This is a genomic window from Enterobacter ludwigii (assembly GCA_023023105.1).
GTDB classification, from domain to species: domain Bacteria; phylum Pseudomonadota; class Gammaproteobacteria; order Enterobacterales; family Enterobacteriaceae; genus Enterobacter; species Enterobacter adelaidei.
The window spans coordinates 2,966,524-2,989,739 of the sequence record CP083824.1 but is presented as its reverse complement, the minus strand read 5'-3'; the positions used below and the strand labels follow the sequence as shown (position 1 = coordinate 2,989,739).

The window sequence follows — 23,216 nt, the reverse complement described above, 5'->3', positions numbered from 1 at the left end:
AATGACAAAACAACGTATTTTTGTCGCCGGTCATCGCGGAATGGTGGGTTCCGCGATTGTTCGCCAGCTGGAGCAGCGCGGTGACGTTGAAGTGGTTGTCCGCACGCGTGACGAGCTAAACCTGCTCGATAGCCGTGCGGTACAGGACTTCTTTGCAAATGAACGCATTGACCAGGTGTATCTGGCGGCGGCGAAGGTGGGCGGCATTGTTGCCAACAACACCTACCCGGCGGATTTCATCTACGAGAACATGATGATTGAGAGCAACATCATTCACGCGGCGCACCTGCACAACGTGAATAAGCTGCTGTTCCTCGGCTCATCCTGTATCTACCCGAAAATGGCAAAGCAGCCCATCGCCGAAAGCGAACTGCTGCAGGGAACGCTGGAAGCGACCAACGAACCTTACGCCATCGCCAAGATTGCCGGGATCAAGCTGTGCGAGTCTTACAACCGTCAGTATAACCGAGACTATCGCTCGGTGATGCCGACCAACCTGTACGGGCCGCACGACAACTTCCACCCGAGCAACTCGCACGTGATCCCGGCGCTGCTGCGTCGTTTTCACGAGGCGACCGCCGAGAACGCGCCGGATGTGGTGGTGTGGGGTAGCGGCACGCCAATGCGTGAATTCCTGCACGTGGACGACATGGCGGCCGCCAGCATTCACGTGATGGAGCTGGATCGCGAAGTGTGGCAGGAGAACACCGAGCCAATGCTGTCGCACATCAACGTCGGTACCGGCATTGACTGCACCATCCGCGAGCTGGCGCAAACCATCGCGCAGGTGGTGGGCTACAAAGGCCGCGTGGTGTTTGACGCCACGAAACCGGACGGCACGCCGCGCAAACTGCTGGACGTGACCCGTCTGCATCAGTTGGGCTGGTATCACGAGGTGTCACTGGAGCAGGGACTGGCCAGTACCTACCAGTGGTTCCTGGAAAACCAGCACCGCTTCCGGGGGTAATGATGTTTTTAAGTCAGGAAGATTTTGCCACGATCGTTCGTTCCACTCCGCTCATCTCAATAGATTTGATTGTGGAGAACGAACGCGGCGAGTTCTTGCTGGGGAAACGAACCAACCGTCCTGCACAGGGCTTCTGGTTCGTGCCCGGCGGGCGCGTGCAGAAGGATGAGATGCTAAGCGATGCGTTTGAGCGTCTCACTCTGGCAGAACTGGGCCTTAAGCTGCCGATGGCGGCGGGCCAGTTTTACGGGGTCTGGCAGCACTTCTATGACGATAACTTTTCGGGCACCGGGTTCAGCACGCACTACATCGTGCTGGGGTTCCGCCTGAAGGTGCATGAGGCAGACCTGCGTCTGCCTGATGCTCAGCATGACGACTACCGCTGGCAGACGCCAGAGGCGTTGCTCGCGAGCGACAACGTCCACGACAACAGTCGGGCGTATTTCCTTGCGGATCGTCAGTCCGGAGTGCCGGGATGTTACACGAAATCATTCAGCCTGAATCAAGGCGGCAAGTCTGGGAATCCCCAGGAGCTTGCTGAAGCAAGTGACTGGGGTGAGCAGACGCAGCCAACGCAGAGTCAGGTTGAAGGATGAAGTGTATGAAAATTTTAGTGTATGGAATCAACTACTCACCGGAGCTAACCGGTATCGGGAAATACACCGGCGAAATGGTCGAGTGGATGGCGAGCCAGGGACATGACGTGCGGGTCATTACCGCGCCGCCGTACTACCCGGAATGGAAAGTGGGCGAGCGCTACTCAAGCTGGCGCTACCGGCGCGAAGAGGGCGCGGCGACCGTCTGGCGCTGCCCGCTGTATGTGCCTAAGCAGCCGTCAACGCTGAAACGCTTGATTCATCTTGGCAGCTTCGCCCTGAGCAGTTTCTTCCCGCTGATGGCGCAACGTCGTTGGAAGCCGGATCGCATCATCGGTGTGGTGCCGACGCTGTTTTGCACGCCAGGCATGCGCCTGCTGGGCAAACTCTCCGGCGCGCGCACCTTGCTGCATATTCAGGATTATGAAGTGGACGCCATGCTTGGCCTGGGGATGGCAGGCAAAAGTAAAGGCGGCAAAGTGGCGAAACTCGCCAGCGCGTTTGAGCGTAGCGGTCTGCATAACGTGGATTATGTCTCGACCATCTCGCGCTCAATGATGAACAAAGCGCAGGAGAAGGGCGTTCCGGCTCAGAAGGTGATCTTTTTCCCCAACTGGTCCGAAGTGGCGCGTTTTCGCGACGTAACTGAAAGTGACGCTCAGGCGCTACGCGCCCAGCTCGGTTTGCCTGATGATCAAAAAATCATTCTTTACTCAGGCAATATCGGCGAAAAGCAGGGGCTGGAGAGCGTGATTGAAGCGGCCCAGTTGCTCAGCAAGCAGCCGTGGATGTTTGTGATTGTCGGGCAGGGGGGTGGAAAGGCGCGGCTGGAAAAAATGGCAAGCGAACGCGGCCTGACCAACGTGAAATTCTTCCCGCTTCAGTCCTACGAAGCTCTGCCTGCGCTGCTGAAGATGGGCGATTGCCATCTGGTTGTGCAGAAGCGTGGCGCGGCGGATGCGGTGCTGCCGTCCAAACTGACCAACATTCTGGCAGTGGGTGGCAACGCGGTGATTACAGCAGAAGCCGAAACAGAATTAGGCCAGCTGTGTAACAGCTATCCGGGGATTGCCGTGTGCGTGGAGCCGGAATCGGTCCCGGCGCTGGTTACCGGCATTGAACAGGCACTTGCCATGCCAAAAGTGAACACGGTGGCACGTGAATATGCCGAACGCACGCTCGAAAAAGAGAACGTGTTGAGCCAATTTATTGCAGATATACGGGGATAAATCATGAGTCAAACCACTTTGTATCCGGTTGTGATGGCTGGTGGCTCTGGTAGCCGGTTGTGGCCGCTGTCCCGCGTGCTCTATCCAAAACAGTTCCTCTGCCTGAAAGGGGATCTCACCATGCTGCAGACCACGGTGAACCGTCTGCATGGCGTGGAGTGTGAAAGCCCGGTGGTGATTTGTAACGAACAGCACCGTTTTATCGTGGCTGAGCAACTGCGCCAGCTGAATAAACTCACCGAAAACATCATTCTGGAGCCGGCCGGTCGTAATACCGCGCCTGCTATCGCCCTGGCAGCCCTGGCAGCAAAACGCAGCAGTCCGGATTGCGACCCGCTGATGCTTGTGCTGGCGGCAGACCACGTTATTCAGCAGGAAGAGGCGTTTCGCAATGCAGTGCGTGCGGCCATTCCTTATGCCGAGAGCGGCAAACTGGTGACGTTCGGCATCGTGCCGGATCTCCCGGAAACTGGCTATGGCTACATTCGCCGTGGCAGCGTGACGCCCGGTGAAGGCGACAGCGTGGCGTTTGACGTGGCGCAGTTTGTTGAAAAACCGAATCTGGAAACCGCGCAGGCCTATGTCGCCAGCGGTGAATACTACTGGAACAGTGGGATGTTCCTGTTCCGCGCCGGACGCTATCTGGAAGAGCTGGAAAAATATCGCCCGGATATTCTGAACGCCTGCGAAAAAGCGATGGCAGTGGTGGACCCGGATCTCGACTTTATCCGCGTGGATGAAGAGGCTTTCCTCGCCTGCCCGGAAGAGTCTATTGACTATGCGGTGATGGAACGCACGGCTGATGCCGTCGTGGTACCGATGGATGCGGGCTGGAGCGATGTTGGCTCCTGGTCATCGCTTTGGGAGATCAGCGCCCACACCCCGGAGGGAAATGTCCACCATGGTGATGTAATCAGCCATAAGACGGAAAACAGCTACGTTTACGCTGAATCCGGGCTGGTTACCACGGTGGGCGTGAAAGATCTGGTGGTGGTGCAGACGAAAGACGCGGTGTTGATTGCCGACCGTAACGCGGTGCAGGACGTTAAAAAAGTGGTGGAGAAAATTAAGGCCGATGGTCGTCATGAACACCACATTCACCGCGAAGTGTACCGTCCGTGGGGGAAATATGACTCCATCGACGCGGGCGATCGTTATCAGGTGAAACGCATCACCGTGAAACCGGGTGAGGGACTGTCCGTTCAGATGCACCATCACCGCGCCGAGCACTGGGTGGTGGTGGCAGGTACCGCGAAAGTCACCATTGACGGTGAAGTCAAACTGCTGGGTGAAAACGAGTCCATTTACATTCCACTGGGGGCGACGCACTGTCTGGAGAACCCCGGGAAAATTCCGCTCGACTTAATTGAAGTGCGTTCTGGCTCATATCTGGAAGAGGACGATATCGTGCGCTTCCAGGACCGCTACGGGCGCGTGTAACACCGTCTTTAACGCCGGATGGCGCTTCGCTTATCCGGCCTACGAATGAATAAAAACAATTTTGCCTGTTAATCGGGCGGGCCGACTGTTGCCTGAAAAAGGGGTCATCATGGAAAAGTTAACCTGTTTTAAAGCCTACGATATTCGCGGCAAGCTGGGCGAAGAGCTGAATGAAGACATCGCGTGGCGCATTGGTCGCGCGTACGGCGAATATTTAAAACCGCAGACCATCGTGCTGGGCGGCGACGTGCGTCTGACCAGTGAGTCCCTGAAGCTGGCGCTGGCGAAAGGGCTGCAGGATGCGGGCGTGGACGTGCTGGATATCGGTCTCTCCGGGACCGAAGAGATTTACTTTGCCACCTTCCACCTGGGCGTGGACGGCGGTATCGAAGTGACGGCCAGCCACAACCCGATGGACTACAACGGCATGAAGCTGGTGCGCAAGGGCGCGCGCCCAATCAGCGGCGACACCGGCCTGCGCGACGTGCAGCGTCTGGCGGAAGCTAACGATTTCCCGCCGGTGAACGACGCGAAGCGCGGCAGCTACAAAAAAATCAATCTGCAAAAAGAGTACATCGACCATCTGCTGGGCTACATCAACGTGGCGAACCTCAAGCCGCTGAAGCTGGTGATTAACTCCGGTAACGGCGCGGCCGGTCCGGTTGTCGATGCCCTGGAAGCCCGCTTTAAGGCGCTGAACGTGCCGGTGACCTTCGTCAAAGTGCACAACACCCCGGACGGCAACTTCCCGAACGGTATTCCTAACCCGCTGCTGCCGGAGTGCCGCGACGACACCCGCAACGCGGTGATTGAGCACGGCGCGGACATGGGCATCGCCTTTGACGGCGATTTCGACCGCTGCTTCCTGTTCGATGAGAAAGGGCAGTTCATCGAGGGCTACTACATTGTCGGCCTGCTGGCGGAAGCGTTCCTTGAGAAAAACCCGGGCGCGAAAATCATTCACGACCCGCGTCTCTCCTGGAACACCGTCGATGTGGTGTCCGCGGCAGGCGGCACGCCGGTGATGTCCAAAACCGGCCACGCCTTCATCAAAGAGCGCATGCGCGAAGAAGACGCCATCTACGGCGGCGAGATGAGCGCCCACCACTACTTCCGTGATTTTGCCTACTGCGACAGCGGAATGATCCCATGGCTGCTGGTGACCGAGCTGCTGTGCCTGAAGGGACAGACGCTGGGCGAGCTGGTACGTGACCGTATGGCGGCATTCCCGGCGAGCGGGGAGATTAACAGCAAGCTGGCGCAGCCGGCCGAGGCCATTGCCCGCGTGGAGCACCACTTTGCCCTGCACGCGCTGGAAATTGACCGCACGGACGGCATCAGCATGGCGTTCCCGCAGTGGCGCTTCAACCTGCGCTCGTCCAACACCGAGCCGGTGGTGCGCCTGAACGTGGAATCCCGTGCGGATACTGCGCTAATGGAAGCACGAACGAAGGACATTCTGGCGCTGTTGAATCAGTAAAAATTGCCCCTCCCGGCGGGAGGGGGAACCGAAAACAGGAACAACGATGACGAATCTAAAAAAACGCGAGCGAGCGAGAACGAATGCATCGTTAATCTCTATGGTGCAGCGTTTTTCTGATATCACCATCATGGTCGGTGGATTATGGGCGGTGTGTCGGATCGGCGGGCTACCGTTCTTATACATGCATCTGCTGATGGCATTGATTGCGCTGGTTGTGTTTCAGATGATCGGCGGGATGACGGATTTCTACCGCTCGTGGCGCGGTGTGAAAATGACCACCGAACTGATGCTGCTGCTGCAGAACTGGACCTTAAGCCTGATCTTCAGCGCGGGTCTGGTGGCGTTTAGCCATGATTTCGATAATCGCCTCGTGACCTATCTGTGCTGGTATCTGCTCACCAGCGTTGGCATGGTGGTCTGCCGTTCCCTGATCCGTTTTGGCGCGGGCTGGCTGCGTAACCGGGGTTATAACCGTCGCTTTGTCGCCGTGGCCGGTGATTTGCCGGTGGGGCAGGTGCTGCTCGACAGCTTCCGCAAAGAGCCGTGGTTAGGTTTTGAAGTGGTCGGGATTTATCACGAACCTAAGCCTGGCGGCGTGCCTGCGGGCTGGGCCGGCAATTATGACCAGCTTATCGACGATGCGAAAGCCGGCAAAATTCACAACGTCTACATTGCCATGCAGATGAAAGACGAATCCCGCATTAAGCAACTGATGCGCGAGCTGGCGGATACCACCTGTTCGGTGATCCTGATCCCGGACGTCTTTACCTTCAACATTCTTCACTCCCGTATTGAAGAGGTGAATGGTGTACCGGTCGTACCGCTGTACGACACGCCGCTGTCGGGTATCAACCGCGTGCTAAAGCGCCTGGAAGATATCGTGCTCTCTTCGCTGATTTTGCTGCTGATCTCTCCGGTGCTGTGCTGCATCGCGCTGGCAGTCAAGCTGAGCTCTCCGGGGCCGGTCATCTTCCGCCAGACCCGCTACGGTATGGACGGTAAGCCGATCATGGTGTGGAAATTCCGCTCCATGAAGGTGATGGAGAATGACAAGGTGGTGACGCAGGCAACGCAGAACGATCCGCGCGTCACCCGCGTGGGTAACTTCCTGCGCCGTACCTCTCTTGATGAGCTGCCGCAGTTTATCAATGTGTTCACCGGTGGAATGTCGATTGTTGGCCCGCGTCCGCATGCGGTGGCGCATAACGAACAGTACCGCTCGCTGATTGAAGGTTACATGCTGCGCCATAAAGTGAAGCCAGGCATTACCGGCTGGGCGCAGATCAACGGCTGGCGCGGAGAAACCGACACGCTGGAAAAAATGGAAAAACGCGTTGAGTTTGACCTGGAGTACATCCGCGAATGGAGTCTCTGGTTCGATATCAAGATCGTCTTTCTGACCATCTTCAAAGGTTTCGTGAACAAAGCGGCGTACTAAGATGAGCTTACGTGAAAAAACCATCAGCGGGGCGAAGTGGTCAGCGATGGCGACCATCGTCATCATTGGCCTCGGTCTGGTGCAGATGACCGTGCTGGCGCGCATTATTGATAATCACCAGTTCGGCCTGCTGACCGTCTCGCTGGTGATTATCGCCCTGGCCGATACGCTGTCTGACTTTGGTATCGCCAACTCGATTATCCAGCGCAAAGAAATCAGCCATCTTGAACTGACCACGCTCTACTGGCTGAACGTGGGGCTGGGGATTTTCGTGTTTGTGCTGGTGTTCCTGTTGAGCGACAGCATCGCCAGCGTGCTGCACAACCCGGATCTCGCTCCGCTGATGCGCACGCTGTCGTTTGCTTTCGTGGTGATCCCGCACGGACAGCAGTTCCGCGCGCTGATGCAAAAAGAGCTGGAGTTCAACAAGATCGGCATGATTGAGACCAGCGCCGTTCTGGCGGGCTTTACCTTCACCGTGGTGAGCGCCCATTTCTGGCCGCTGGCGATGACCGCTATTCTGGGATACCTGGTTAACTCTGCCGTGCGTACGCTGCTGTTCGGCTACTTTGGCCGCAAGATCTACCGTCCGGGGCTGCATTTCTCTCTCGCTTCCGTCTCCTCCAACCTGCGTTTTGGCGCATGGCTGACGGCGGACAGCATCATTAACTATGTGAACACCAACCTCTCAACGCTGGTGCTGGCGCGTATTCTGGGCGCAAGCGTGGCGGGGGGCTACAACCTGGCCTACAACGTCGCGGTCGTTCCTCCGATGAAGCTGAACCCGATTATCACCCGCGTCCTGTTCCCGGCGTTTGCCAAGATTCAGGACGACACTGAGAAGCTGCGCGTTAACTTCTACAAGCTGCTTTCCGTGGTGGGGATTATTAACTTCCCGGTGCTGCTGGGGCTGATGGTGGTTTCCAGCAACTTCGTGCCGCTGGTGTTTGGCGAGAAGTGGAACGGCATCATCCCGATCCTGCAGCTGCTGTGCGTGGTGGGGCTGCTGCGCTCCGTAGGGAACCCGATTGGGTCCCTGCTGATGGCAAAAGCGCGCGTGGATATCAGCTTTAAGTTCAACGTGTTCAAAACCTTCCTGTTTATCCCGGCGATTATTGTTGGCGGACATATGGCGGGGGCCATCGGCGTCACGCTGGGCTTCCTGCTGGTGCAGATCGTCAATACCGTTCTGAGCTACTTCATCATGATCAAGCCGGTGCTGGGCTCCAGCTACCGTCAGTACATCCTGAGCCTGTGGCTGCCGTTCTATCTCTCATTGCCAACCCTGGCGGTGAGCTACGGTCTGGGTGTGCTCCTCAATGGTCATCTGCCGCTGGCCGCGCTGCTGGCGGTGCAGGTAGTGGCGGGTGTGCTGGCATTCGGCGTGATGATTGTGCTTTCACGCAATGCGCTGGTGGTGGAGATGAAGCGCCAGTTTTGCCGTAACGAAAAAATGAAAACGCTGCTTCGCGCAGGCTAGTTATTTAAGAGGCCATTATGAAATTATTAATTCTTGGCAACCATACCTGCGGCAACCGTGGCGACAGCGCCATCCTGCGCGGTTTACTGGATGCAATTAACACCCTTAAGCCTGAGACCGAAGTGGATGTGATGAGCCGTTATCCGGTGAGTTCATCCTGGCTACTGAACCGCCCGGTAATGGGTGACCCGCTTTACAGCCAGATGAAACAGCATAACAACGCCGCGGGCGTGATGGGGCGCGTGAAGAAAGTCCTGCGCCGTCGCTACCAGCATCAGGTGCTGCTTTCCCGCGTGACCGATACCGGCAAGCTGCGCAACATCTCTATCGCGCAGGGCTTTACCGATTTCGTTCGTCTGCTGTCGGGTTACGACGCCATTATCCAGGTCGGCGGTTCGTTCTTCGTCGATCTCTACGGCGTGCCGCAGTTTGAGCATGCGCTGTGTACGTTCATGGCGAAAAAGCCGCTGTTTATGATTGGTCACAGCGTTGGGCCATTCCAGGACCCTCAGTTTAACCAGCTGGCAAACTATGTCTTCGGCCACTGCGATGCCCTGATCCTGCGCGAGTCGGTCAGCCTTGAGATGATGAAGCGCAGCGAGATTGATACCTCAAAAGTTGAGCACGGCGTGGACACGGCCTGGCTGGTGGATCACCAGGACGACAGCTTCCAGGCAAGCTACGCGGTGCAGCACTGGCTCGACGTGGCGGCGAAACAGAAGACAGTCGCCATTACCCTGCGTGAGCTCGCTCCTTTCGATAAACGTTTAGGCACGACGCAGGCGGCGTATGAGAAAGCCTTCGCCGACGTGGTGAACCGTGTGCTGGACAGCGGTTACCAGGTGCTGGCGCTCTCAACCTGTACCGGTATCGACAGCTACAACAAAGATGACCGCATGGTGGCGCTGAATCTGCGCAGCCTGGTTAATGACCCGTCCCATTATCACGTGGTGATGGATGAACTGAACGATCTTGAGATGGGCAAGCTGCTCTCTGCCTGCGACCTGACGGTGGGCACGCGCCTGCACTCGGCCATTATCTCCATGAACTTCGGTACGCCGGCCATTGCCATCAACTATGAGCACAAGTCTGCAGGGATAATGCAGCAGCTTGGAATGCCGGAAATGGCCGTGGATATTCGTCATCTGCTGGATGGTTCGCTCGGTGCGATGGTGGGGGATACCCTGGGTCAACTGCCTGCCATCAATGAACGCCTGGCCGTGGCGGTGAAAGCCGAGCGCGAGAAGGGCATTGGGATGGTGAAATCGGTGCTTGACCGCGTTCGGGAGGGGAAATGAAGGTTGGTTTCTTCTTACTGAAATTTCCGCTGTCGTCAGAAACGTTTGTCCTGAACCAAATCACTGCGTTTATCGATATGGGGTATGACGTGGAGATTATCGCCCTGCAAAAGGGCGATACCAAAAACACCCATGCGGCCTATACCCAGTATGGGCTGGAGGCGAAAACCCGCTGGCTGCAGGATGAGCCGTCCGGGAAGCTTAATAAGCTACGCCACCGCGCCAGCCAGACTTTACGTGGATTCCATCGCGCATCGACATGGCGGGCGCTGAATGTTTCCCGCTATGGGTCCGAATCTCGCAATCTGATCCTGTCGGCCATCTGCGGACAAACGGCGCAGCCGTATCGTGCGGATGTGTTTATCGCCCACTTTGGCCCGGCGGGCGTCACCGCCGCGAAGCTGCGCGAGCTGGGCGTGATTGACGGTAAAATTGCGACCATTTTCCACGGTATCGACATTTCCAGCCGCGAAGTTTTGAACCACTACACGCCGGAGTATCAGCAGCTTTTCCGGCGCGGAGATATGATGCTGCCCATCAGCGACCTGTGGGCCGGGCGCCTGAAAAATATGGGCTGTCCGGGGGAGAAAATTACCGTTTCGCGGATGGGCGTGGATTTAACGCGGTTTACCCGCCGCCCGGTGAAGGTGCCGGGTAAACCGCTGCAGATCATTTCTGTTGCGCGTTTGACGGAGAAGAAAGGTCTGCATGTGGCCATCGAAGCCTGCCGCCAGCTGAAAGCGCGTGGGGTAGATTTCCACTATCGCATTCTTGGGATTGGGCCGTGGGAGCGTCGTCTGAGGACGCTTATCGAACAGTATCAGCTGGAAGATGTCGTAGAGATGCCGGGCTTCAAGCCAAGCCACGAGGTCAAGGCCATGCTTGATGAGGCGGATGTGTTCCTGCTGCCCTCGGTAACGGGCGCTGATGGCGATATGGAAGGTATTCCGGTGGCGCTGATGGAGGCGATGGCCGTCGGTATTCCGGTGGTTTCTACCCTGCACAGCGGGATCCCGGAGCTGATTAAGTCTGACCATTCCGGCTGGCTGGTGCCGGAGAATAATGCTATGGCCCTGGCCGATCGATTAGCGGCATTTAGCGACATCGACCAGCAGGCGCTGGAGCCTGTGCTCCACAATGCCCGACAAAAAGTTGAAATCGATTTTAACCAGCAGGTGATTAATCGCCAGTTAGCGAGCCTGCTGCAAACGCTGTAACGCCGAGGTTGTATGCTGAAAAAGATTACCCGACGCACCTTCGTCTCTTCGCTGTCCGTTCTGGCGGCCACGCCGCTGCTGTCGTCCCGCATTGCGCGGGCGGCAAGCGGAAAGACGGTCTCTGTTAATCAGTACAATAACAACGACTGGATTGCCGCCTTTAAGCAGGCGTTTAACGACGGTGATACGGTCGTTGTACCTGCGGGACTCACCTGCGAAAACATCAATACGGGCATTTTCATTCCCGATGGTAAAACGCTGCTGATCCGCGGGGCATTAGCCGGCAACGGCCGCGGCCGCTTTGTGTTGCAGGAAGGCAGCAAAGTGATCGGTGAAGGCGGAGGGCGTACAGAGAATATCACCCTGGACGTTCGCGGCTCTGACTGCGTGATTAAAGGGCTGGCGATGAGCGGTTTTGGTCCTGTGGCGCAGATTTATATCGGCGGTAAGGACCGCAGTGTGATGCGCAATCTGGTGATTGACAACATCACTGTCAGTCAGGCCAACTACGCCATCCTGCGGCAGGGCTTCCATAATCAGGTGGACGGTGCCCGCATCACCAACAGCAAGTTTAGCCACCTGCAGGGCGATGCGATCGAGTGGAACGTGGCCATCAACGATCGCAATATCCTGATTTCCGACCATGTCATCGACAACATTAACTGCACTAACGGCAAGATCAACTGGGGCATTGGCATTGGCCTTGCCGGCAGCACCTATGATAATGACTATCCGGAAAAGCAGACCGTCAAGAACTTCGTGGTGGCCAACATTACCGGCAGCAACTGTCGTCAGCTGGTGCACGTTGAAAACGGAAAACATTTTGTTATCCGCAATATTAAGGCCAAAAACATAACCCCTGACTTCAGTAAAAAGGCGGGAATAGACAACGCCACCGTCGCTATTTATGGTTGTGATAATTTCATTATTGATAATGTCGATATGGTCAATAGTGCCGGTATGTTAATCGGTTACGGGGTGATAAAAGGCGATTATTTGTCCATTCCGCAGAACTTCAAACTCAACAATATTCGTCTGGATAATCGGCAGCTGGCGTATAAGCTGCGCGGAGTACAAATTTCATCCGGTAACGCGACGTCTTTTGTGGCGATTACCAACGTTGAGATGCAGCGCGCTACCCTGGAGCTGCACAATAAGCCACAGCATCTTTTCTTACGAAATATCAATGTTATGCAGGAAGCTGCCGTGGGGCCTGCCCTGAAGATTAATTTCGACCTGCGTAAAGACGTTCGGGGCAAATTTATGGCTAAAGACGAGACGCTGCTGTCGCTGGCGAACATCAAAGCCGTTAATGAGAAGGGGCAAAGCTCAGTGGATATTGACCGGGTGGATCAGCAGGTTGTGAATGTGGAAAGGCTGAATTTTGCGCTTCCATCAATGCGAAAGTGAATTTTTAAGAGGCATAGCACGGACTCATCGTAAACACCTAAAATTTGTTACTGAACTCAGCGATTTTAGGGTTTATAATCCGTGCCACAATTTCCAGATTTGTCTTGTCATTAGCGATACCTCACGGAATATCATGACTCCCGGAGGTTTGCCAAACACACATAACGCATTGAGTGGTTTATGAACGATAAAGTTTTGTTTATTGGCGCGTCCGGTTTCGTTGGGACTCGTTTGATCGAGATTTCTAAGTCCGAGTTTGATGTTACCAACTTCGACAAACAGCAGAGTCATTTCTATCCAGATATTACTGTTTCTGGTGATGTGCGTAATCAGGAGCAGCTCGATCAAGCACTTGCCAGTTTCGGAACGGTGGTACTGCTAGCTGCCGAACATCGTGATGATGTTAGCCCGACTTCACTCTACTATGATGTAAACGTACAGGGTACACGTAATGTACTGGCAGCAATGGAAAAAAATAATGTTAAGAACATTATTTTTACCAGTTCAGTTGCTGTTTATGGTCTCAATAAAGTGAATCCTGACGAATCTCACCCGCACGATCCTTTTAACCACTATGGCAAAAGTAAGTGGCAGGCGGAAGAGGTACTGCGTGAATGGTTCAACAAAGCGCCTGAAGAGCGATCTCTTACGATTATCCGTCCAACGGTCATTTTTGGTGAGCGCAATCGAGGCAATGTCTTCAATCTTCTGAAGCAAATTGCGGGTGGAAAATTCGCAATGGTGGGCGCCGGAACTAACTACAAGTCAATGGCTTATGTAGGTAATATTGTTGAGTTTATCAAATTCCGATTGAGCAACGTCAAACCTGGTTACGACGTATACAACTATGTCGATAAACCCGATCTGAATATGAATCAGCTGGTTGCCGAAGTAGAAAAGAGCCTGAGCAAAAAAATCCCATCAGTACATCTCCCTTATCCTTTAGGGATGCTCGGCGGTTATTGCTTTGATATTCTGAGCAAAGTTACCGGCAAGAAGTATGCGATTAGTTCCGTACGTGTAAAAAAATTCTGTGCCACCACTCAGTTTGATGCAACTAAAGTGCACACCTCTGGTTTTAAAGCGCCTTACACCCTATCTCAAGGACTGGACCGTACGTTGAAGTACGAGTTCGTGCATGAGAAGAAAGATGACATCACGTTTGTTTCTGAGTAGCAACGGATGATCTGGGATTTGTCGGAATCACGTTTTTAATCTTCTTTATTGATAGGGTTTCCGACGATTCTGGGTCACACTTATGACGTAATGAGTTTTAGTAATCAGAGTTCTGAGCCAAACGTGATTTGCATTTGACGCAGTAGACTTTCTTCATCAGGCATTTTTCCTGACACGGTTTATACTTCGTCAACCATATTAAGGTGGAAGAGATAATGATCAATTTGAAAGCAGTCATTCCGGTAGCAGGTCTGGGCATGCATATGCTGCCGGCCACAAAAGCCATTCCTAAAGAGATGCTGCCGATCGTCGATAAACCAATGATTCAGTACATTGTCGACGAGATTGTTGCTGCAGGGATCAAAGAAATCGTTCTGGTTACCCACTCTTCCAAAAATGCGGTAGAGAACCACTTCGACACCTCTTACGAACTCGAAGCTCTGCTTGAGCAGCGTGTTAAACGTCAGTTGCTGGCGGAAGTTCAGTCTATTTGTCCTCCAGGCGTGACCATTATGAACGTGCGTCAGGCGCAGCCGCTGGGTCTCGGCCACTCCATTCTGTGTGCCCGTCCGGTTGTGGGTGATAACCCATTCATCGTTGTGCTGCCGGATATCATTATTGATACCGCTTCTGCCGATCCGCTGCGTTATAACCTGGCGGCAATGGTGGCACGTTTCAATGAAACAGGCCGCAGCCAGGTGCTGGCAAAACGCATGAAGGGCGATCTCTCTGAGTACTCTGTTATCCAGACGAAAGAAGCGCTAGAGACAGAAGGGCAGGTGAGTCGCATCGTTGAGTTCATCGAAAAACCGGATCAGCCACAGACGCTGGATTCCGATCTGATGGCGGTTGGCCGCTATGTGCTGAACGCCGATATCTGGGCCGAACTGGAAAAAACCGAGCCAGGTGCCTGGGACCGTATTCAGCTGACTGATGCGATTGCCGAACTGGCGAAGAAGCAGTCTGTTGACGCGATGCTGATGACTGGCGACAGCTATGACTGTGGTAAGAAAATGGGCTATATGCAGGCGTTTGTGAATTATGGACTGCGTAATCTGAAGGAAGGGGCGAAGTTCAGGGCCCGTATTGAGAAGTTACTGGCAAACGACTGATATTTCTGCCACGACTTGAACAAGCGGCAGTCATTATTTTGGTGTGTTGAAATATAACCCAAATGATGACTGCCGTTTTTTGTTATTAATTCTATGATTACATAGAGTTATCGGGTTTAAATCTCGACAGCTTTGTAGCGATTTGTGCTTGTTTCTGAGGTCGTTTAGGACGACAATTAAAGCCAGTTTTTGCCTGAATCCAGGCAATAGAATCATTTAATCCAACATCGCTCAGTGCACTGGTAGCTGTTAAGCCAGGGGCGGTAGCGTGCTCAATTTCTGAAACCGTCAAAAAACGATCGGGTTCAGAGCGTAAGTATCCAGACATTTCCAACAGACGGAACAGATAACGTGAAAATTCTTGTGACGGGCGGGGCCGGTTTTATCGGCTCAGCGGTTGTACGACATATTATTAAAAATACCCAGGACGAAGTCGTCAATGTGGATAAGCTGACGTATGCCGGTAACCTTGAGTCACTTATTGATGTCAGCGATAGCGATCGTTATGCCTTTGAGCATGCTGATATCTGTGACAAGGCAGCAATGGATCGAATCTTCGCTGAGCATAAACCCGATGCCGTAATGCACCTTGCAGCCGAAAGCCACGTTGATCGTTCTATTAGCGGCCCTGCTGCGTTTATTGAAACCAATATCGTAGGTACCTACGTGCTCCTGGAAGCCGCCCGAGGGTATTGGTCCACATTAGATGATGCTGCTAAGAAAGCCTTCCGTTTTCATCATATTTCAACCGATGAAGTTTATGGCGATTTACCGCATCCTGATGAGCATTCTGCATCATTCGAGTTGCCTCTATTCACGGAAACTACCGCTTACGCACCAAGCAGTCCATATTCGGCATCAAAGGCCTCGAGTGACCATCTGGTTCGCGCGTGGTTGCGTACCTACGGTTTCCCTACGATTGTCACCAACTGTTCAAATAACTACGGCCCATATCACTTCCCAGAAAAGCTGATTCCGCTGGTTATTCTGAATGCGCTGGAGGGTAAAACTCTGCCAATTTACGGTAAAGGCGATCAGATCCGTGACTGGTTGTATGTAGAGGATCATGCACGTGCACTCTATACCGTAGTGACACAGGGCAAAATTGGCGAAACCTACAACATTGGCGGTCACAACGAAAAGCAAAACCTCGATGTGGTACACACTATTTGTTCTCTGCTGGATGAAATTGTGCCAAAGGAAGGTTCCTATCATGACCAGATCACTTATGTTGCTGACCGGCCTGGCCATGATCGCCGTTATGCGATAGATGCTGAGAAAATTGGTCGGGAATTGGGTTGGAAACCGCAAGAAACCTTCGAAAGTGGCATTCGCAAAACAGTAGAGTGGTATCTGGCAAACATTCAGTGGGTGGAAAACGTGAAAACCGGGAATTATCAGTCCTGGATAGAGCAAAATTATAGAGAGCGTAAGTAATGAAAGGTATTATTTTAGCTGGTGGTTCTGGTACCAGATTATATCCAATTACAATGGGTGTATCAAAGCAGTTACTCCCTATTTACGATAAACCAATGATTTATTATCCCCTCTCTGTGCTCATGTTGGCTGGAATCAAAGATATTCTAGTGATCACCACTCCAGAAGATCAGGCTGGTTTTATCCGTTTACTCGGTGATGGAAGCCAATTTGGTATAGAAATCAAATATGCAATTCAACCGAGTCCGGATGGATTAGCACAGGCATTTATTATTGGTGAAAGTTTTATTGGGAATGATTCCGTTTGTCTGGTACTTGGAGATAATATTTTCTTTGGTCAAGGGTTTACTCCCAAACTTAAACTTGCATGTGAGCGTTCTCGAGGTGCCACTGTCTTTGGATACCAAGTAATGGATCCTGAAAGATTTGGTGTCGTTGAGTTTGATAGAGAATTTAAAGCGTTAAGTATAGAAGAAAAACCAAAAAATCCAAAGTCAAATTGGGCTGTGACTGGTTTATATTTTTACGACAACGATGTAATAAATATAGCTAAAAATATTAAACCCTCTTCACGAGGTGAGCTTGAAATTACTACCGTAAATGAAGTGTATTTAAAAAATAATGCGTTGAATGTGGAACTACTTGGGCGTGGCTTTGCCTGGCTCGATACAGGAACCCATGATAGTTTGATTGAAGCGGGTAGCTTCGTTGAGACAGTTCAGAAGCGGCAGGGGATGATGGTTGCCTGTCTTGAAGAAATCGCCTGGAGAAATGGTTGGCTAACAAAAGAAAATCTATTCGAAAGAGGCCAGCAACTTTGTAAAAATCATTATGGTCAGTATTTAATAAAATTAGTAGGGTGAATTATGAATATCCAACTTATCCCATTACAGGTTCATGGTGATGATAGGGGCGCTCTTGTTTCTTTAGAAAGAGATAAGAATATAGACTTTGAAATTAGGCGAGTGTATTACATTTTTGATACAAAAAAAGGTGTAGTCAGAGGCTACCATGCCCATAAAAATCTGAAACAGTTAGTAGTCCCTGTCAGAGGATCGTGTCGTTTTACGCTAGATGATGGATACGAAAGAGTAAGTGTTCTTTTGGATAACCCAGCTCAAGGATTACTTGTTAATTCATTAATCTGGAGGGAGATGTCAGATTTTTCTGACGACTGTGTATTAATGGTTTTAGCCAGTAATGAATATGATGAATCTGATTATATCAGAGATTACGATGCATTTAAATTGGCGGCAAAATGATGTTTATACATAAACTAAGTGATGTCCAGTCAACATCTATTGGTGAAGGTACAAATATATGGCAATTTGTTGTTATCCTCAAAGAGGCAAGAATTGGTAAAAATTGCAATGTTTGTGCTAACTGCTTTATTGAAAATGACGTTGTCATTGGAAATTCAGTAACTATTAAATCAGGTGTTTATATCTGGGATGGCGTAAGGGTACATGACAATGTATTTATTGGACCTTGCGTTGCGTTTACTAATGATAAATATCCTCGTTCTAAAAATTATGATACACAATTTTATGAAACTATAATTGGTGAGAATTCATCGATTGGCGCAAATTCGACTATTCTCCCTGGAGTAAAGATTGGGCGCAATTGTATGATTGGGGCAGGTTCTGTTGTAACGAAAGATGTTCCTGACAATGCTCTGGTTTTAGGGAATCCAGCAAGAATCGTGAAATTTTTGGAGGCAGAATGATTGATTTTCTTAATTTACAGAAGTCCAATGCACGCTACAATAATGAATTAATTAAAGCTGCAGTACGAGTTATTGAAAGCGGATGGTATATCTCAGGTTCAGAATTAAATGCATTTGAGGAAAGTTTCGCTAAGTATTGTAACGTTAAGCATGCTATAGGTGTTGCTAATGGGCTTGACGCTCTGACGTTAACTCTTAAAGCATGGCAAGAACTGGGCAAAGTAAAAAGAAATGATGAAGTGCTTGTCCCGGCTAATACTTATATAGCTTCAATTCTGGCCATCAGCGAGGCAGGGTTAAAGCCTGTTTTAGTTGAACCAAATGAGTCCAGCTATAATCTCTCAATTGAGAATATTAAATCCAAAATTACTGCCAATACGCGGATCATACTCCCTGTCCATCTCTATGGTTTGATTTCCCCAATGGACGAAATCATGAGTTTTGCAAGAGATAATAACCTATTAGTATTGGAAGACAGTGCCCAAGCGCATGGTGCTTCAATCGATGGTAGAAAAGCCGGAAGTTGGGGTGATGCTGCCGGGTTTAGTTTTTACCCTGGCAAAAACCTTGGCGCGCTAGGAGATGCTGGTGCTATAACTACTAATGATACTGAATTAGCAGATACGGTAAGTTACTTGAGGAACTATGGTTCAAAAGTAAAATACAGACATGATTTCAAAGGTGTAAATAGTCGATTGGATGAAATTCAGGCTGCCTTCCTGAATGTAAAACTGAATTATTTGGATGAAGATATTTGTATTAGACGAAATATCGCAAATCGCTATTTAAAAGAAATTAAAAATGAATTAATAGTACTCCCAACCATTACCTGCGAAGAGAATCATGTATGGCATCTCTTTGTCATCAGGACAAAGAACAGGGATGCACTTCAGCGTTACCTGACAGATAATGATATCCAGACCGTTATTCATTATCCAACGCCACCTCATCGCCAACTGGCTTATAAAGAACTCAAAGACTTGAGTTTCCCGCTTAGTGAAGAGTTGCACCGTGAAGTAATTTCAATACCAATGGATCCCACTCTTACAGAAGAGCAAGTTAGTTATGTCATTGATGTATTAAATAAATTTAATTGCTAATCATGAATTTAATTAAAGTCAGTTTTTATAATGGTATTTCTGTAATAATTAAAATGCTGACTATGCTAGGGCTTAATAAAGTCCTAGCTATTTATGTCGGTCCTGGTGGTTATGCCATAATAGGTCAGTATCAGAGTTTTGTTCAAACACTCGCTACATTTTCCGCGGGCTCAATTGCAAATGGCATTACAAAATATACAGCTCAAAATGTAAGTGAGGAAAAAGAATTAATAGATGTTTGGAAAACAGCGGGAACAGTCAGTATTGTTTCTAGCTTGTTTGTGTCAATCATTATTTTGATCTTTTTTAAAGATATAAATGTTATTTTTTTTAATGACAAAATAGATAATAATCTTTCATATTGGCTTGCTACCTCATTTGTGTTTATGATGTTGAATAGTTATTTGATGGCTATTCTAAATGGGATGAAGGCAATAAAAGCGTATGTATTACTTAATATATCCAGTAGTATATTAGTGTTAGTGGTGACTGGCCTTTTTGCATTTAGCATGGGCCTGAAAGGAGCCTTGATAGCATTAACAATAAATCAATCATTAAATTTTATAATAACCTTCTCATATTTTATTAAACAAAAATGGTTCAAAGTTCGTTTTTTGGCGGGGAATTTAAACAAATCTGTTGTCAAAGGTCTTAGTCGATTTGCTTTTATGGCTTTGTTCTCATCTTTAGCCGTCCCTTTAACTCAGATGTTTCTTAGGAATTTTATAGGTACTAATATTTCTTGGGAGATATCCGGTTATTGGGAAGCCATTAACCGAATAAGCGCAATAAATATTATGTTAGCAACGACTACATTAACCCTTTATTATTTGCCAAAACTATCTGAAACACATGAGAAAAGGAAATATAAGTATGAGCTAATCAATATATCTAAGTTGCTAGTGCCGGTTACAGCTATTGGATGCTTTTGTGTTTTTTATTTAAAGTTTTATATTATAAATATACTCTTTACTCCTTCATTTGTTAACATGTCACCGCTATTTGGCTGGCAGATGGTTGGAGATTTTTTCAAAGTTTTTAGTTGGATTTTCTCTTTTGCACTATTAACGAAAGAAAAATGGAAGGTCTTTATAGCATGTGAAATCTTATCAGCGGTTGTCCTTGCAGTGTCAACAACCATAATTGTTTATTTTATGTCCTGGCATTATCTTTCTTTGGCATATGCTGCAACGTACTTTATATATCTGATATTCACATCATTTTTCTTCTATCAGTCCATATATAAAAAGGCATCCTAGATGGAGTTTACTCTAAATTTCCTTATAATAATACTGAGTTTTATTCCTGGGTACTACTTGGGTGTATTTCGTTTTAAAAGGCTCAACTATTATTGTGTTCTTTACTGGTCGATGCTGCTATTCTGCATTATTGGATCATTTATAATACATTCTGGCTTCATGGATGATTCATTTTTTATAGAGCCAATTGCAAATAATGCTGAGGCAAAAAACCTTGGTTTATTTATTACTACTATTTCTTTCTTTATATTCTTTCTTTCTGCTTTTGTTGTTGAAGTTTTGTGTTCATTATGTTCAGGGCAGCGTTCGGGAATGATTCGCTGGGAAAATTATTACTCCAGTCCTATGATTATGAGCAGTCGCAAGGTAACACTAACACTCTTTATATTATCTTGTGCATTAGTTGTGTATTACATAATATCAATTTATCCAGCACCATTGTTTATGGCATTCCAAGGGGCTTCTGCGGATCAAATTGCTATACGAAGGCTGGAAGTGACAAAAAATTATTCTGGAATTGGATATTTCAAAACACTAGCAGGTGTTATACCTATAATTCTTTCGTATTATTGTTTTATTGCATATCTAAGATTTAAAAAACATTTTCTTCTTTTTGTCTTTATCACTTTCATTTCAATATTAACATTGGCTATTAATGGGGAAAAAGCACCTCTGGTTTTTTATTTCTTGGGGCTTTTAGTTTCATATTCATCGGTAAGAAAAATTAGTAAAAAGGTTTATGTACTTTCCTCAGTATTAATATTTTTCTTGATATTGCTAATGTATATTGTTCTTTTCCAATTTGATAATTCTGATTACCTCCTTTATATTCTTATCGAGAGGTTATTTATAGCTCAAGAGGCAGCGGTGTTTTATGCGGCAGATTATTTTTCTTCCCATAGTTCGCTGGGGTTATCCAGCATGGATACTATTTTTAACAAAATACTTAATGTCACTCCAACAGCCAGGGCATCAGAGATATTCATGAACCAATATTTGCCAAGTATGGTGGCGAATGGTGGTTGGAATGTAAATGGATTTTTTGCACATGAGACTTTCTCTAATTTCGGTTACATGGGAATTGTTCTTGGAAGTATGTACGGTGGAATAGTAAATAGTTTGTTATGCATCTATTTTAGAGCAAGAGAAAAAACTTTATTAACAATGAGTTTTTATAGTTTTTACATTGTGTCCGTAACAACCGTTCTCAGTAGTTTTAATGCAATGCTGTTTAATACGCAGCTGATTTTAGTTTTTATTATTTATTTGCTATTGTCAATTCTCGACGGGAGAAGAAAACATGCAGTACCAGAGTGATAGGGTCTCTATCATTATAATATCTTATAATCATGACCAGTTTATAAAAAGTGCAATCGAAAGTATATTATGTCAGACTTATAAAGATATTGAGCTTATTATCGTCGATAATAACTCTTCGGATACAACACCTGAGATATTAAAAGAATACAAGAACGTCGGTAACGTAAAAACAATTTTTCTTGAAAGTAATACGGGGATTACAGGTGGGATTAACGAAGGCTTAAAACATGCTAGTGGAGAGTTTGTAAGTTTCTTTGCTAGTGATGACATTATGGTATCGAATCGAATTGAATTACAAGTTAATGCATTAAGAAAAGAACCTGAGGCCATTGCTTGCTTTGGTAATATGATAAGAATCAATAGTGATGGCTCAATCAACAAACGTGGTTTGCTACCTATGGTCGATTTTAAGTGGTGGACACTCAACGATATACTGACAGATAGAATATGTTTATACTCTCCAACACAATTGTATAGAGTAGATGTTTTTAAACATAACTCAATAACCTTCCCAAAAGATATCAGGATTGAAGATATCTGGCTATATTTTAAACTCCTCAATGCAGGTTATAAGTTTATTACTATTCCTTACCTCCTGACAATGTATCGAGTTCATGATAATAACACTCATACTCGTTATAAAATGATGATGCTAGAGAAAATAAAAATTCTAAAGGATTATAAGGATGAAGCCTTTTATGAAAGAGCACTTCATTTTATCCACCTTGAACATTTCTCTAATTTTGGTTCGACTTCCAAGAAAGATGCGTTAAGACTTCTACCTAAAGTTATATTAAGTATTAAGTCTAAATATTTATATATCGGCCTGGCCAGGCTACTTTTTGATTGGAGAAAGTAATGTTTAAGCATGTTTACGTTGATTTGTGTGATACCTTAATCAAAGGCAACACAACGTTCATGTTCCTGGATTCCTTCTTTAGCCATCACCCAAATAAACGCTATTGGTTTTACAGAAAACTCAGCACCTCATTTATAATGAGAGTCATATTTAAATTGCTGTTTTCAGCCAAAATAGATCTAAATCGAAGAATTGCGATCCGTTTTTTAAATGGATACAGCATTGATTTTCTTAGAGAACATGTGAAATGGATGCTAGCCAATGGTATTTTTATAGAGAATAAGGAACTTGTTGATGTTATGCAATGTGCTAAAAGTAAGCATATTCCGGTAACAATTATTTCTGCTTCCTTAGATTTCATTGTTGAGGTTGTAGCATCGCATTATGCTATTAATTGCTACAGTAGTAAACTTGCATATAAAGACGGAAACTGTCAAGGACGTATCACCCTTGATCTCCTTTTTAATAAGAATAAAATTTTTGATGATGTAGAGCAAAACAATAATGCTTACTGTTTTATCAGTGATAATATTCAAGATATTAAAATATTGAAAATATGTAGTTATGGTTTTGGTGTTCCGAACTTGAAGAATGAAAAGGCATTTATTGATAATAATATTAAACTTATCAACTATGATCGGCTTATTAACTTAATTAAAAGTGAGTGAT

General features: G+C 48.2%; 21 protein-coding genes. All 21 read left to right on the top strand.

Translation table 11 applies throughout. The features are described from left to right. Position 1 precedes the first annotated feature (1 nt). The 21 genes from LCD46_14540 to LCD46_14440 all read left to right on the top strand — a co-directional run bounded on the left by LCD46_14540 (position 2) and on the right by LCD46_14440 (position 23,215). On the top strand, positions 2 to 967 hold the full coding sequence (locus LCD46_14540) for a GDP-L-fucose synthase (protein ID UOY69297.1): 966 nt from the start codon (positions 2 to 4) through the stop codon (positions 965 to 967). 2 nt (positions 968 to 969) lie between these two features. Further along, positions 970 to 1,563 carry a GDP-mannose mannosyl hydrolase gene (locus LCD46_14535; protein ID UOY72972.1) on the top strand — a complete coding sequence of 198 codons (594 nt, stop codon included), beginning with the start codon at positions 970 to 972 and terminating at the stop codon, positions 1,561 to 1,563. A 5-nt stretch (positions 1,564 to 1,568) separates the two neighbouring features. Next, positions 1,569 to 2,792 carry a colanic acid biosynthesis fucosyltransferase WcaI gene (gene wcaI, locus LCD46_14530; protein ID UOY69296.1) on the top strand — a complete coding sequence of 408 codons (1,224 nt, stop codon included), beginning with the start codon at positions 1,569 to 1,571 and terminating at the stop codon, positions 2,790 to 2,792. 3 nt (positions 2,793 to 2,795) lie between these two features. Beyond that, positions 2,796 to 4,232, top strand: coding sequence for a mannose-1-phosphate guanyltransferase (gene cpsB / locus LCD46_14525; protein ID UOY69295.1), 1,437 nt, complete (start codon positions 2,796 to 2,798; stop codon positions 4,230 to 4,232). A 109-nt stretch (positions 4,233 to 4,341) separates the two neighbouring features. Next, complete coding sequence (cpsG, locus tag LCD46_14520) at positions 4,342 to 5,712, top strand: colanic acid biosynthesis phosphomannomutase CpsG (protein UOY69294.1); 1,371 nt, start codon at positions 4,342 to 4,344, stop codon at positions 5,710 to 5,712. Positions 5,713 to 5,758: 46 nt separating this feature from the next. Next, the gene (wcaJ, locus tag LCD46_14515; protein ID UOY69293.1) at positions 5,759 to 7,153 is read left to right on the top strand and encodes an undecaprenyl-phosphate glucose phosphotransferase; all 1,395 of its coding nucleotides are present in this window, start codon (positions 5,759 to 5,761) and stop codon (positions 7,151 to 7,153) included. A 1-nt stretch (position 7,154) separates the two neighbouring features. Beyond that, positions 7,155 to 8,633 (top strand): colanic acid undecaprenyl disphosphate flippase WzxC, encoded by a 1,479-nt coding sequence (wzxC, locus tag LCD46_14510; GenBank protein UOY69292.1) that lies wholly within the window; start codon positions 7,155 to 7,157, stop codon positions 8,631 to 8,633. A 17-nt stretch (positions 8,634 to 8,650) separates the two neighbouring features. Then, positions 8,651 to 9,931: a colanic acid biosynthesis pyruvyl transferase WcaK gene (gene wcaK, locus LCD46_14505; protein UOY69291.1), complete on the top strand. Its 1,281-nt coding sequence runs from the start codon at positions 8,651 to 8,653 to the stop codon at positions 9,929 to 9,931. Further along, positions 9,928 to 11,148, top strand: a complete 1,221-nt coding sequence (gene wcaL / locus LCD46_14500) for a colanic acid biosynthesis glycosyltransferase WcaL (protein ID UOY69290.1) — start codon at positions 9,928 to 9,930, stop codon at positions 11,146 to 11,148. Before wcaK ends, wcaL begins: the two co-directional genes overlap by 4 nt. A gap of 12 nt (positions 11,149 to 11,160) precedes the next feature. After that, positions 11,161 to 12,558 carry a colanic acid biosynthesis protein WcaM gene (gene wcaM, locus LCD46_14495; protein ID UOY69289.1) on the top strand — a complete coding sequence of 466 codons (1,398 nt, stop codon included), beginning with the start codon at positions 11,161 to 11,163 and terminating at the stop codon, positions 12,556 to 12,558. Positions 12,559 to 12,738: 180 nt separating this feature from the next. After that, positions 12,739 to 13,734, top strand: a complete 996-nt coding sequence (locus tag LCD46_14490) for an NAD-dependent epimerase/dehydratase family protein (GenBank protein UOY69288.1) — start codon at positions 12,739 to 12,741, stop codon at positions 13,732 to 13,734. Between the two features lie 215 nt (positions 13,735 to 13,949). After that, entirely contained in the window at positions 13,950 to 14,846 is an 897-nt protein-coding gene (galF, locus tag LCD46_14485) for a GalU regulator GalF (protein ID UOY69287.1), read from the top strand. A 351-nt stretch (positions 14,847 to 15,197) separates the two neighbouring features. Beyond that, complete coding sequence (gene rfbB / locus LCD46_14480) at positions 15,198 to 16,283, top strand: dTDP-glucose 4,6-dehydratase (protein UOY69286.1); 1,086 nt, start codon at positions 15,198 to 15,200, stop codon at positions 16,281 to 16,283. Beyond that, positions 16,283 to 17,146, top strand: coding sequence for a glucose-1-phosphate thymidylyltransferase RfbA (gene rfbA / locus LCD46_14475; protein UOY69285.1), 864 nt, complete (start codon positions 16,283 to 16,285; stop codon positions 17,144 to 17,146). The genes rfbB and rfbA overlap by 1 nt, the downstream gene beginning before the upstream one ends. A 3-nt stretch (positions 17,147 to 17,149) precedes the next feature. Further along, complete coding sequence (locus tag LCD46_14470; protein UOY69284.1) at positions 17,150 to 17,545, top strand: FdtA/QdtA family cupin domain-containing protein; 396 nt, start codon at positions 17,150 to 17,152, stop codon at positions 17,543 to 17,545. Continuing rightward, entirely contained in the window at positions 17,545 to 18,009 is a 465-nt protein-coding gene (locus LCD46_14465; GenBank protein UOY72971.1) for an N-acetyltransferase, read from the top strand. The genes LCD46_14470 and LCD46_14465 overlap by 1 nt, the downstream gene beginning before the upstream one ends. Further along, on the top strand, positions 18,006 to 19,109 hold the full coding sequence (locus LCD46_14460; GenBank protein ID UOY69283.1) for a DegT/DnrJ/EryC1/StrS family aminotransferase: 1,104 nt from the start codon (positions 18,006 to 18,008) through the stop codon (positions 19,107 to 19,109). The genes LCD46_14465 and LCD46_14460 overlap by 4 nt, the downstream gene beginning before the upstream one ends. A gap of 2 nt (positions 19,110 to 19,111) precedes the next feature. Continuing rightward, positions 19,112 to 20,368 (top strand): O-antigen translocase, encoded by a 1,257-nt coding sequence (locus LCD46_14455; GenBank protein UOY69282.1) that lies wholly within the window; start codon positions 19,112 to 19,114, stop codon positions 20,366 to 20,368. Continuing rightward, the gene (locus LCD46_14450; protein UOY69281.1) at positions 20,369 to 21,685 is read left to right on the top strand and encodes an oligosaccharide repeat unit polymerase; all 1,317 of its coding nucleotides are present in this window, start codon (positions 20,369 to 20,371) and stop codon (positions 21,683 to 21,685) included. Continuing rightward, entirely contained in the window at positions 21,669 to 22,547 is an 879-nt protein-coding gene (locus LCD46_14445) for a glycosyltransferase (GenBank protein ID UOY69280.1), read from the top strand. Before LCD46_14450 ends, LCD46_14445 begins: the two co-directional genes overlap by 17 nt. Beyond that, positions 22,547 to 23,215 (top strand): haloacid dehalogenase-like hydrolase, encoded by a 669-nt coding sequence (locus tag LCD46_14440; protein ID UOY69279.1) that lies wholly within the window; start codon positions 22,547 to 22,549, stop codon positions 23,213 to 23,215. Before LCD46_14445 ends, LCD46_14440 begins: the two co-directional genes overlap by 1 nt. The last annotated feature ends 1 nt before the right edge of the window (position 23,216 follow it).